The organism is Psychrobacter fjordensis (genome assembly GCF_904845995.1).
In the GTDB taxonomy this organism is placed as follows: Bacteria; Pseudomonadota; Gammaproteobacteria; order Pseudomonadales; family Moraxellaceae; genus Psychrobacter; species Psychrobacter fjordensis.
Genome location: NZ_CAJGYP010000001.1, coordinates 760,178 through 772,388 on the forward strand (window position 1 = coordinate 760,178; position 12,211 = coordinate 772,388).

The 12,211-nt window shown below is 42.7% G+C and carries 10 protein-coding genes and 2 tRNA genes; 10 read left to right on the top strand and 2 right to left on the bottom strand.

Features of this window, described 5'->3' with window-relative positions:
• Positions 1-100: 100 nt before the first annotated feature.
• Entirely contained in the window at positions 101-1,534 is a 1,434-nt protein-coding gene (gene hemA / locus JMW61_RS03150) for a glutamyl-tRNA reductase (RefSeq protein WP_201549503.1), read from the bottom strand.
• Positions 1,535-2,075: 541 nt separating this feature from the next.
• Here hemA and JMW61_RS03155 point away from each other — a divergent pair.
• The 3 genes from JMW61_RS03155 (at position 2,076) to ispE (ending at position 5,883) form a co-directional block, all read left to right on the top strand.
• Positions 2,076-4,028 (top strand): tetratricopeptide repeat protein, encoded by a 1,953-nt coding sequence (locus JMW61_RS03155; RefSeq protein WP_201549505.1) that lies wholly within the window; start codon positions 2,076-2,078, stop codon positions 4,026-4,028.
• A 164-nt stretch (positions 4,029-4,192) separates the two neighbouring features.
• Positions 4,193-4,816: a lipoprotein insertase outer membrane protein LolB gene (gene lolB, locus JMW61_RS03160; protein WP_201549507.1), complete on the top strand. Its 624-nt coding sequence runs from the start codon at positions 4,193-4,195 to the stop codon at positions 4,814-4,816.
• Positions 4,817-4,920: 104 nt separating this feature from the next.
• The gene (gene ispE, locus JMW61_RS03165) at positions 4,921-5,883 is read left to right on the top strand and encodes a 4-(cytidine 5'-diphospho)-2-C-methyl-D-erythritol kinase (RefSeq protein WP_201549509.1); all 963 of its coding nucleotides are present in this window, start codon (positions 4,921-4,923) and stop codon (positions 5,881-5,883) included.
• An 11-nt stretch (positions 5,884-5,894) separates the two neighbouring features.
• Here the strand turns inward: ispE and JMW61_RS03170 are convergent, their stop codons facing one another.
• Positions 5,895-6,794, bottom strand: a complete 900-nt coding sequence (locus JMW61_RS03170; RefSeq protein WP_201549511.1) for a hypothetical protein — start codon at positions 6,792-6,794, stop codon at positions 5,895-5,897.
• Between the two features lie 340 nt (positions 6,795-7,134).
• On the opposite strand from JMW61_RS03170, the gene JMW61_RS03175 reads away from it, so the two are divergent.
• The 7 genes from JMW61_RS03175 (at position 7,135) to JMW61_RS03205 (ending at position 12,186) form a co-directional block, all read left to right on the top strand.
• A tRNA-Gln gene (locus JMW61_RS03175) sits at positions 7,135-7,210 on the top strand.
• 245 nt (positions 7,211-7,455) lie between these two features.
• A tRNA-Gln gene (locus tag JMW61_RS03180) sits at positions 7,456-7,531 on the top strand.
• Positions 7,532-7,641: 110 nt separating this feature from the next.
• Positions 7,642-8,589: a ribose-phosphate pyrophosphokinase gene (locus tag JMW61_RS03185; RefSeq protein ID WP_110921948.1), complete on the top strand. Its 948-nt coding sequence runs from the start codon at positions 7,642-7,644 to the stop codon at positions 8,587-8,589.
• Between the two features lie 381 nt (positions 8,590-8,970).
• Entirely contained in the window at positions 8,971-9,645 is a 675-nt protein-coding gene (locus tag JMW61_RS03190) for a 50S ribosomal protein L25/general stress protein Ctc (protein ID WP_110921950.1), read from the top strand.
• Positions 9,646-9,845: 200 nt separating this feature from the next.
• The gene (gene pth / locus JMW61_RS03195) at positions 9,846-10,427 is read left to right on the top strand and encodes an aminoacyl-tRNA hydrolase (protein WP_110921951.1); all 582 of its coding nucleotides are present in this window, start codon (positions 9,846-9,848) and stop codon (positions 10,425-10,427) included.
• 173 nt (positions 10,428-10,600) lie between these two features.
• The gene (panD, locus tag JMW61_RS03200; protein ID WP_025651868.1) at positions 10,601-10,981 is read left to right on the top strand and encodes an aspartate 1-decarboxylase; all 381 of its coding nucleotides are present in this window, start codon (positions 10,601-10,603) and stop codon (positions 10,979-10,981) included.
• A 221-nt stretch (positions 10,982-11,202) separates the two neighbouring features.
• A complete protein-coding gene (locus tag JMW61_RS03205) occupies positions 11,203-12,186 on the top strand; it encodes a calcium/sodium antiporter (RefSeq protein ID WP_201549520.1) in 984 nt (327 codons plus the stop codon).
• Positions 12,187-12,211: the final 25 nt, after the last annotated feature.

Consider the following 12,211-nt stretch of genomic DNA (forward strand, 5'->3'; position numbering starts at 1 on the left):
TGACAGCTCGATATTAGCACTGATAATGCAGGTTGACAACGATATGTTCGCGCAATGCATGCACTGGCGAATCTATGATTTTTTGATAAAGGAATAGCGACTATCGACGGCCGCGATGTGACTCGTTCAAGCCTGCTACCACAAAGTCTAACAGCTCGCTGTCACCTTCACGGGCAGCCTTACGCATCAGCTTCGATGGTGCATGTGTGAGTTTCTGGGTCAGACGGCGTGACAGCTCGGTGAGGATATCTTCAGGACTGGCATCACTCTGCTGTAACTGAGCGATAGAGTCATGCAGGAGTTTATCTACTTGATCCTGAGTACGTGCACGGTACTGCTCTATATCTTTACCGACTTGGCGCACTTGAAAACTACGATCCATCTCAACGACAAGTTGGCTGACCAGTAGCTCCGCATCTACGGCTGCTTGTCTGCGCTGCTCGATGTTACCAGCAATCACGTGCTGCAGATCGTCGACAGAATACAGATAGATATCATCTATACGGCTAATGGTAGAGTCAATATCGCGCGGTACTGCTAAGTCAATCATCAACATTGGCTGATAGCGGCGACGCTTGAGCGCCTGCAACGTCATGGTTTTATCAATCAATAAATCCATACTACCGCTACAGCTACTGACAATATCAGCCTCTGCCAACACTTGGGGTAGCTCTTGCAGTGTTCTGACTTCCACACGGCGATTAGGATTGCGCAGCTCAGCCGCTAACGCTTCCGCTCGTTCAGGATTACGATTGCAAATGATAACCCGCCCGACCCCAAGCCCCGCAATGTGCGTCGCGACCAATCTATTCATCTCGCCTGCTGCCACAACCAATAGAGTGCGGCTAGGCAAATCATCAAATATTTGCGTGACGAGTTTGGCCGCTGCAAAGCTGAGCGATACCGCTTGTGCACCTACTTTGGTCTCATTACGTACACGCTTGGCAGCTGCAAACACTTGATCGACGACCCAGCCGAGCTGATTACTCAATACTTTTTGCTCTTGTGCGAGATGTACCGAGCGCTTGATTTGACCAAGTATCTGCGGCTCACCCAATATCATAGAGTCTAACCCTGCAGCAACTCTGAGCCAGTGGGTCAAAGCATGCGTATCACGATGCACATAAAGATATGAGTCAATTTCAGATAGTGACAGTTGCTTGAATGTGGCCAGCCAGCTTTTGATTTTGATAATATGAGCACTGATAGTAGCAGATGAGAGCTTGCTACTACTGGTAAAAGCATTACTAGCCACTTCCTGCCCAGTAGACTCTGCCGTTTGGGGTTCTGATAATTGTGAATCTAACGACGATGTTAAATTTGACGACGGTAATGGTGAGTTTTGCGACACTAAGGTTTGTGGTACAAGGGCATAAATCTCGGTCCGGTTACAGGTAGAGACAATCACACTGCCATCTGTGAATGCTTCTAACTGTTTGAGCGCGACATTCACATCGTCACCTACTAGCGCCAAGCGCTCTCGTAGAGCGACTGGTGCAGTTTTGTGATTGACCCCAATGACCACTAATCTCATTATTGATAGACCATAAAAATGATGCTCATCTGCCAGCCGCTCTATCTTATTATTTTTAAAAGACAGTTTTGGACGACAGCGTTAAAAGAAATAATCTGAAAACCGTTTATTATATCATTATTGCCAGCTTTAATTAACACTCGCCTACCGATGATAACTATTTGCTTGTATCTGGGCGCGTATGTCACAAATCAACTACTCATACGATTGGTAAAGCCAATGTTCGAATTTGAGCAAATGTTTAAAAAATGCTTACAAACTATTCGCTTACTTTGCATTAACTTGTTATATTTTCATAATATTCTGACCAATATTGATAGCGAATTATCGGCATAAATAGTCAGAGAATCACGCCTTCCCGCAACAGCTATTGTTAGAATAGTTAATGCCACTGTCCGAGTAACACGGTCACTATTGTTTATACCAGCTATCTACTCTTATAATGTTCGTTATGGGTATTCGTTACCAGCATTCAGTTTAAAATAATTAAAACATAGCTTACTTATCTATATAGATAAATAATGGGCAAATACGGTTATCTATGATTTTTTTCGGGTCATTACTTCGATCAAAACTTGCGCATGACGCCCAATCGAATCTTCATGCTTTATGGCATGACATTATTGAACGTCTATGGCAACACTATAAGCTAACATTATCGTTGGCCGTCTGTCTGTGCCTAGGATCTTCTCCTGTATACGCAAACCCTTCCAACGTCTTATTACAGACCACTGGACCTAGCGTATCAGCAGCTATCATAGACGACAACGCATACAGCAACAATGCATCGGATAACAATGCGACGAGTCATACTACAACAACTATTCACACAAGCATACAGCCCACAGGAAAGGTTGCCAATATTAATGGCCTAGCCCCAGCAAGCCTATGGCAACCTGAGCTCGAAGAGCCAAGTTTATATGCGCTGCTAGATGCGGAGTTTTCAGCAGATCGTGATGACAAAAAGCGCGCGATTACTATCTACAAGCAGCAATCTTTTAAAGAGGATGCAACGGCAGTTTTTGAGCGTGCGCTTAGTTTGTCTTTGCGTAACGAACGGGTCGAGGATTCATTACAGTTTGCCAAAACATGGCAAGACCAAAACCCCGATCACGTGCCTGCTTGGTTTTATGTGGCGCATTTGGCACTACGAGCACACGACTACTTGCTAGCTGGCGAGACATTGAATCGTATTTTGCGTTACGATCCTCGAGCGGACCTAAGCGAAATCCTTATCGGTATTTATCCGAACGATGATGAAGATAAGCGCGAATTACTTGCCGCGCTACAGCCGCTAGATAGCGAGCAAAACGCTTCATTGTCCGTATTAAAAGCAGGTTTGCTTTACCAATTTAATGAGCCTGAAAATGCCATTATCCATATCAACCGTGCTTTAGAACGCCAACCAGACTATGTGCCTTTTATTACCTTAAAGGCTGATATATTGCGCAAAATTGTTACCGCTGAGACAGTGATTAATTATGTCAGCCAAGCACGACTGCGTAATCCAGACAGTAAGAATTTATACTTGTATGAAATCCGCTATTTGTTGGACTTAAAGCAAAGCCAAAAAGCATGGGAGTTATTGATTGAAGCGCATAAGCATTTCAATGATGATGCTGAGATTACTTTATTAGCAGCATTAGTAAGCTTGGATATCGAAAAATATGATAATGCCGATCAGTTACTCAATATGCTGGCAAAGACACCCGCTTATCTTAATCAGGCTTATTACTACCTCGGTATCAGTGCCGAGCGCCAGCAGAAATTTGAACAAGCCAAATACTATCTCAATGGCGTCATGCAAGAAGACTTGGTGCTAGAAGCTCGTAGAAAAGTCGTCGCATTTGAATTACTCAATAACAATACTAAGGCGGCAATGTCAGTTTTAGAAAAGCTGCGTAAAGACTTTGAAGTATTTGCACCTGACACGTTTGTGATGCAAGCCGATATCTTATGGCAGCAAAACAAACCTGACGAAGCGCTGAGCCTATTAACGAAAGCTGCGCGTAATTATCCCGATAATGAAATGCTCTTGTTTGCACGTGCCCAGCTCCTCGATGACAAAGAAGACTATATCGTAAAACGGCCACTGCTCAATCATTTACAGGCTTTAGATCCTAGCAATCTCTCTTATAAGCTCAGTTATGCACAGCTACTACTGGCCAACGAACGCAGCTCTGAGCAAGGTCTCGCGCTTGCGACAGCGATCATTAAAATTCACTATGATGACCCACGTTACGATAATGAGCTACATCTACAAGCACTCAATATCCTAGCAAGCAATGCGCTGGCTAACAAAAACTACCAGCAAGTTATCGACTACCTACAGACGCCTTATGACGTGTTGCCTACGCTACGTTCAGGTGCTTTACTGCTACGTGCGTATCAAGGCTTAGGCAACAATGCAAGAGTCGAGACACTACTCACAGACTTGCAGAAACGCTTTTCATTCGGACAGCACAATATTAATGACCGCATACAACTGTATTAGATGCACGATCAACAAATCATCTTGATAGTAGGCAAAACAGTTCAACGATTGCAGAGCACTTAATTACAAGGCACTTATAAGAAGCTAACAGCCACGCATAACTGAGTAACAAATAACACTTAAGCTAATATCTTTGTAAATTTGTTCATTATTGGGGAAACATCATGTCAGTAGTTACTACTTCTTATAAGCTTAATAAAGTCACTCTATTCACAGCCATGGCGGCGGCGCTCGTGATAACGTCTGGTTGCCAGTCATTAAAAACAGCGAGTGCGACTACCAACCAACCAACCACAACTATACAAGAGCAACCACAAAAGCTTGAGACCTTTAATATTACTGGCAAAATTGGTGTAACGATGCCTGCTAACGACACCACAGGTGCTCAAGGTGGTAGTGCCTTTTATGCGTGGGGACAACAAGACGACCGCTTTGCTATCGAGCTGATTGGCGCGCTAGGTATCGGTAAAACCAATATCGAATATGATGGTCAAACCGCCACGCTAGTCAGTGAAAAAACAGGGTCATTGACAGCCAATGATCCTGAGACTCTATTGAAAAAAGCAACCGGCTGGCAGGCTCCTATCTCACAAATGCCTTATTGGATATCTGGTCGTTCAGCACCTTCAGACAGTGCGCCAGAAATGGATGCCCAAAAGCGCTTAATCAGCTCAGTTAACGGTGAGTGGACGGCTAGCTTCACCTATAAGGGCACTGATAAGCTACCGAGTAAAATCAGCGCCGTGCAGCCTCAAGGCAATAAGGTTGTGATGACAATTAATCACTAACCTATCGCTCATTACATCACTCACTAGTTAGAGTAATGACCCATCAAGCCACCGTTGCTTACTAAGCTAGCCGTTTATGGCTGAAAACTTTATGACTGTACATTATGATTGAAAATATCGCCGCATCGTCTGCCTCTACTATCACACGCTTATCCCCTGCAAAGATTAATCTGTTTTTGCATATCACTGGTAAGCGCGCTGACGGCTATCATAATTTGCAAACGGTTTTTCGCTTGCTCGATTGGGGTGATTATTTACATTTTTCAATAGACAGTGGTGTCGTCATTGATACTAGCGATAACACGTTAGAAGCTACGAATCTTTGCCATCAATTACTATCACTAAATGGCGCAGAAGCGATAACGACCAGCATAGAAGACAATCTCATTTTTAAAGCAGCATACGCATTATTAGCTGCTTCAGTACTATCTGACAAGCTACCTAAGCAGTTAGCATCAGTGAATGTCACTTTAGATAAACATTTACCAATGGGCGCAGGATTGGGTGGTGGCTCCTCTAATGCTGCCACCACCGTATTGGTATTAAATGAGATTTGGCAGCTTGGCTTTACTTGTGACGAGCTTATAAAAATCGGTGCAAAAGTGGGCGCTGATGTGCCCATATTTATCTTTGGCCAAGATGCGATTGCGATGGGTATTGGTGATGAACTGACAGCGATTGATTTACCAGAGCAGCAATATTTGATTCTGACACCTGATGCACACGTCAACACTGCCACACTTTTCGCTCATCCAAAACTAGAGCGAGGCATCACGCCCCTATCGATTGAAACCATTCAAAACCAATACGCTGATTATGTACAAACGCTCACTGCGCCCTATCACAATGTTTTTACGCCAGTGGTGACGAGCCTCGCACCTGCTGTTAAAGAGGCTTTGCTTTACTTGCAAGGGTTAGAGACGCAAGCAATGAGCACAGCACGAATGACTGGCTCTGGTAGCGCAGTGTTTTTGCCATTGGATGCAAGCGTGGCTACTGACAAAGTACTTTTGGCAAAGTGGGTTGCGGAAGCACCCTGTAAAGGATATGTGGTGGGAAGTTTATAGCTGGCCATTTTTTACAATTCTGAGCTTGGCTTATATAATATAATTAATAATGCCCAGCATATTACAGCTATACCAATACACAGTGCTGCTAGGCCAAATTCATGAACTGCAAGATATATGAGGCCTCCTAGCACAGCACAGATAGCGATAGTAATAATTACTAGACCTACAATTATTCCAACACAACCTACCTTGTTAGAGGCTAAGTCTTTAGCTTTACTTAACTCTTGTTCGACTGTCATTTTGGGCGTGTTTTTACGAAGCCGCTTATCTTGCCTGTAGAACCAAAAGCTAGGAATACCAAATAGCATAAACGTTAAAAACCATTGACGACGTTCTATACGCTGTTCTAACTTAAAATAAGCAAGCTGATCTTCATATCTGTATACCTTTTTGTCATCAACGCTGATTTCATATACAACATTGCCAATCCATGTATCTGGTTGATAGAGGATATCAGCGATCTGTCCAGAATAATCATAGGCTTTACTACAGCTATTTCTCTCATTATATTCACAGTGCAGACGGATCTCATTAATGAACAATGACGACGAGCTATTTTTACCTACTCGGCGGTTAAGTGGCTCGTTTGGAACAATTCCGTGTACTTGCTCAAGACCGCTCTTATTTTCGACAATCTCGGTGAAAGAAATCGTTGAGTGTAAGAAAAAAATTAAAATAATAAGAAATGGTACAGCACCAATGAGGTTAGTGTAGTATTGCCTTGGAACAATAGGTTTTAAATACTTCATCGTGCCAAAAGCAAAGAATATAAAAAATAGCAACATGAATGATGCCATTATGGGAGAAGCAATAAAAAGCCCTATCACTGGAAATACTATTGCATAGATAAAGCTTGTATAAACAAACTGCTTCGGTGTTGGTTTAATGAACCACTGTTTTATACCCAAAAAAACATTCCTTACTGGCTATTTATATAACTTTATTTAGTTACTTTCTATTGTAAGCTACCTTGGAAATTATAGAACTTGAGTTTAGAGATTTTTCCTAAACCACATTATAGCTGATACCCCTAGAGTATTTCCATTACGCCAAAAGTACATATATATCAAGAATTACGCACCAGATTCACCCTACTAAAACCCATTCACACAACCCTATGATCACTTTGATTAACACTTCAATTTTCGGCACTTACTTACCAAAACCACCTCATTACGAATAAAAGCCATAAAAAGGCGCAAATGACTTGCAAAATCTGAAAATTTACTTATAATAGGTCGCCTCAATAGGGGTATAGCCAAGTTGGTAAGGCATCAGGTTTTGATCCTGACATCCGTTGGTTCGAGTCCAGCTACCCCTGCCATTTTTAAGTTCGAAGTGTTTGATATGTATACATTATAAGTGAATTATAAATCGTCACTTATCGTATTACCATTGACAACGCCATCCCAGTTTCGGTATAGTTCGCAATGAACGCCGCTAGGGAAAAGTTAGATATCAAACGGTTCATCCGTTTTGTAGATAACTGAAAGGTCGTAACGCCATTCTAGAAGTGACAATTATTAAAAGTTACTGCTAGAAATCGGACGTACACAGCCTAGACATTACAGGGGTATAGCCAAGTTGGTAAGGCATCAGGTTTTGATCCTGACATCCGTTGGTTCGAGTCCAGCTACCCCTGCCATTTTTTACTGTAATAGTAGTCATCAAAACTTTTCACCACTCTTTTCTGAATTTGAGCAGTTTGACACTGCTTAGCGGTCTCTGCTTGAGTCAATCAATAGGACTTCTGTCATGCCTTATTTGGCGATTTTTACGGGCAATGCCCACCCAGAATTAGCAAAAACCGTAGCCGATCATCTTCACATACCTCTTGGTAAAGCTGACATCACGCGTTTTTCTGATGGCGAAATTGCCGTGGAAATCAAAGAGCACGTGCGCGGTAAAGACGTGTTTATCATGCAGCCTACTTGTGCACCGACCAATGACAACTTGATGGAAATCATGATGATGGCTGACGCCTTGCGTCGCTCTAGTGCTGGTCGCATCACGGCTGTCATGCCTTATTTTGGTTATGCTCGTCAAGATCGTCGTCCACGCTCAGCTCGTGTACCTATCTCTGCTAAAGTCGTCGCTGACATGCTAAACATCGTCAGTATCGACCGCGTAATGACTGTTGATTTGCACTCAGATCAAATTCAAGGTTTCTTCGATATTCCTGTAGACAACATCTACGGCACGCCTGTGCTATTGAACGACCTACAAAAACAAGATTATGACAACATCATGGTTGTTTCACCTGATGTTGGTGGTGTTGTGCGTGCACGCGCCATGGCCAAGCAGTTGGGTGATACCGACATGGCAATTATTGATAAGCGCCGTGCTCGTGCCAACGAATCACAAGTGATGCACATCATCGGCGACGTTCGTGACCGCGATTGCGTTATCGTTGATGATATGGTCGATACTGCAGGCACACTATGTAAAGCAGCGGAAGCATTAAAAGCCAATGGCGCACGTCGCGTCTTAGCTTACATTACTCACCCTGTTCTATCTGGTAATGCATTGAAAAACATCAGTGAATCTGCGTTAGATGAGCTGGTTGTGACTGATACGATTCCATTGTCTGACGCAGCAAAAGCTTGTAGCAAAATTCGTCAAGTAAGCATCGCGCCGATGCTGGCTGAAAGCCTACGCCGTATTAATAATGAAGAATCTATTAGCGCAATGTTTGATGGCTAACATTTAAGCAGTAGTGCTCGTCATAAAAATAGCGTCAAGTTTCATTACTTGGCGCTATTTTTTGCTTAATAATTTTACACAGCACTTTTTCGTAGGTCTTTATTATTACTACAAAATCCAGTATAATGCGCGCCTGTGCCGCCCGTTTGTTTTATTCAATCAGGTTGGCATTATCGAAAGTGCTGATCATGCTGTGAAGTAACGACGACCATGATAATAACTATCATAAAAATCGTTATGACAAGCAAATGGCTAAGCGTAGAGTTTTTGGTAGTAACTATCACTAATAATACTTAGCTATCATCACGTATTAGTGGATTGGTCGCAAATCCACTTTTTTATGACCAGACACTTCATCATTCTTTTTATAGGATTATATCCATGAGCATTAATCATTTTGAGCTAAACGCAGTTGATCGTTCTGCTGAACAACAAGGTAAAGGTGCGAGCCGCCGCCTACGTAAGCAGAATCTAGTTCCTGCTATTATCTATGGTGGCAACGAAGAGCCTACCTCTATCTCTATCAAAATTAACGAGTTGGTAAAATCGCTTGAATTTGAAGCTTTCTTCTCACACATCTTGACCATCAATGTTGACGGCGTAGAGCATCAAGCAGTTATCAAAGATTTACAGCGTCATCCAGCTAAAGGCTTCCCAATGCATGCTGATTTCCAGCGCGTTGTGAAAGGTCAAAAAATCACTATGAACGTTCCTGTTCATTTTGCTGGTAAAGAAGAAGCGCCAGGCACAGCAAAAGCTGGTGTTTTATCAACGCTAGTATCTGATATCGAAATCTCTTGCATTCCATCACTACTACCTGAGTATCTAGAAATAGACGTATCTGGTATGGAAATCGGTGATTTGCTTCGTTTATCAGACATCAAACTTCCTGAAGGCGTTGTTATCAACGAGCTTGAGCTAGAAGATGGCCATGACCGTACTATCGCTAACATGCTACCACCGACAGTTGAAGAAGTTGATGCAGATGCTGAAGAAGTTGACGCAGCTGAAGTACCTGCTACTGAACAGTCTGAAGACAAGAAAGACGGCGAGTAATAACCAAACTCTATATAGCGACCTATTGTTTGTTATATAGTTACTGGTGCGCTTAGTCAAAAAAACAGCAGGTGATGAATATCTCCTGCTGTTTTTTTAAGTAAGGTTTGGGTATAAAAATAATATTGTTTATTCGATACATCTATAATTCGATACCCAAGCCTTACCACTCATTTATTAAACTCAAGCAGGATGTTTTTATGGCCATAAAGCTTATTGTCGGTCTTGGTAATCCTGGTCAGCAGTATATGTTTACGCGCCATAATGCAGGATTTTGGTTCGTCCATCATTTGGCCCAGCAGTTCAATATTGACCTGAGCCCTGACAAAAAATTCCATGGTGTCACAGGACGTGGGCAAATTCATGGGCATGATGTGCGCTTATTGATGCCTCTCACCTTTATGAATAAGTCTGGTGAGTCAGTTGTACCGATGGTGAATTTTTATGGCATTGATAATGATCAGTTGCTCATTGCTCATGACGAGCTCGATATTCCAGCTGGCAGCATTAAACTAAAAACAGGTGGTGGCCACGGTGGTCACAATGGCTTGCGTGATATTACGCCGCATATTGGTAGCGATTTTCATCGTCTACGCGTGGGTATTGGTCATCCTGGTCATAAGTCTAAAGTTAGTGGACATGTCCTTTCAAAAGCCTCTCCTGATGAGCAAATTGGTATCGACAGCGCCTTAACTGCTGCTTTTGAAGCATTACCATTACTGCTAGATGGCGATATTGAACGCGCGCGTTCTCAGATAAATGGTTTCAAACTACCCGAATAACACGGTATGATACCGCCTATTCTGGCAGATGTATTTTGATCCCAATTCTGCCCAGTTAATCAACAACTTACCTACAACTGTTCATTCAGCTACGGGTTTGGGTAATACTGCCTTTTTTTAGGTAGATTTGCCCCCATTAACTTATTACTTTCATCACGCTAAGGAAGCAATCCATGCTACTTAATATGCTTAAATGCAAATTGCACCGTGCCCGCGTCACACATGCAGAGCTTCATTATGAAGGCTCTTGCGGTATTGATGGCGATTTATTAGACCTTGCAGGTCTGCGCGAAAATGAATCTATCGATATCTATAACGTTACCAATGGCAAACGGTTTCGCACTTATGCGATTCGTGCTGAAGCAGGTTCAGGCATTATCTCATTGAATGGCGCTGCTGCTCATATGGCTGATTTGGGCGATATCGTGATTATTTGTGCCTATGCCCATTTTGATGAGGTTGAAGCCGAAACTTATCAGCCAAAACTGGTCTACTGTAATGAAGACAACACCGTAAAAGACACAGCTAATATTATCCCTGTACAAGTGGCTTAAGAACATTGCTTAAGTAAATTACTTAAAAGCTTGTTACATAAAGTATGAGTAAATACCTAATCATACAGTTGCTGTAGTTGTCAAAATCCCATTAAAATACTTGTACTTATATCGAAGCTGAATCCAGATTGTGATTCAGCTTTTTTTTATGCCATTTTTATATGATGTAAGATTGTTCAAAACCCAATATCTATTTTATCCCTAACGAAGGAGTTATCTAAATGTGGTTGGCAGTCATTGCAATTTTGATTGGTCTAGCAATTTTGGTTTGGAGCGCTGATGTTTTTATCGATGGCGCAACAGCACTGGCACAAAAGTTTCGAGTACCCAGCTTTTTAATTGGTGTGCTTATTTTGGGTATTGGTACCTCAGCACCTGAGATGGTGGTATCGGTACTAGCAGCGTTAGAAGGCAGCCCTGAGTTGGCACTCGGTAACGCTTATGGCTCTAATATTATTAATGTTGCGTTGGTACTGGGTGCAACCGTAATAATAAGCCCCATTATCATCCGTAAGGCCATCGTCAAACGTGACTTGCCTATATTGCTGATGATTACGGCTGTTGCAGCATGGCAGCTGCGTGACGGCTCACTCAGCCAAGCGGATGGTATCGTGCTATTGGTATTATTGGTCTTAGTATTGGCCACTCAAATCGTATTGAGCATTCGAGAAGGCAATCATGAACATGACGACGATGTCATAACAGAAGATGATGCGAGCACAAACCATGAAGAGCCGAGCGTAATAAGAGGATTGGGCAGTTTGTTTTTGGGCATGTTGATGTTGGTTGCCAGTTCAAGAGCCATTGTTTGGGGCGCAGTTGAGGTCGCAACATTTTGGGGACTGAGTGAGTTGATCATTGGATTGACGATTGTTGCAGTTGGCACCTCATTACCTGAGCTGGTCTCTAGCTTGTCTGCTGCTCGTAAAGGTGAACATGACATGGCGCTGGGCAACATTATTGGTTCTAATATTTTTAATACCCTTGCCGTAGTTGGCTTGGCAACCGTCATTGCCCCTATCACCGTGAACCCAGTGATTTTTTCACGTGACGTGATGGCCATGGGTCTGATTACGGTATTACTGGTGGTACTTTGTGGATTTGCTTTTGTCACCAATCGACCATTTGGACGAACCTCTGGTGCCATGTTAATGCTATTTTTTGTGGGCTATACCGGATGGCTGATTCAAACCGTCAATTTATAAAGTGTTGACGTGATTGCTCGCACGT

Coding starts and splice junctions, on each gene's coding strand:
- panD (WP_025651868.1), top strand. CDS start 10,601: ATGCTACTTAATATGCTTAAATGCAAATTGCACCGTGCCCGCGTCACA.
- JMW61_RS03205 (WP_201549520.1), top strand. CDS start 11,203: ATGTGGTTGGCAGTCATTGCAATTTTGATTGGTCTAGCAATTTTGGTT.
- pth (WP_110921951.1), top strand. CDS start 9,846: ATGGCCATAAAGCTTATTGTCGGTCTTGGTAATCCTGGTCAGCAGTAT.
- JMW61_RS03155 (WP_201549505.1), top strand. CDS start 2,076: ATGATTTTTTTCGGGTCATTACTTCGATCAAAACTTGCGCATGACGCC.
- ispE (WP_201549509.1), top strand. CDS start 4,921: ATGATTGAAAATATCGCCGCATCGTCTGCCTCTACTATCACACGCTTA.
- JMW61_RS03190 (WP_110921950.1), top strand. CDS start 8,971: ATGAGCATTAATCATTTTGAGCTAAACGCAGTTGATCGTTCTGCTGAA.
- hemA (WP_201549503.1), bottom strand. CDS start 1,534: ATGAGATTAGTGGTCATTGGGGTCAATCACAAAACTGCACCAGTCGCT.
- JMW61_RS03185 (WP_110921948.1), top strand. CDS start 7,642: ATGCCTTATTTGGCGATTTTTACGGGCAATGCCCACCCAGAATTAGCA.
- lolB (WP_201549507.1), top strand. CDS start 4,193: ATGTCAGTAGTTACTACTTCTTATAAGCTTAATAAAGTCACTCTATTC.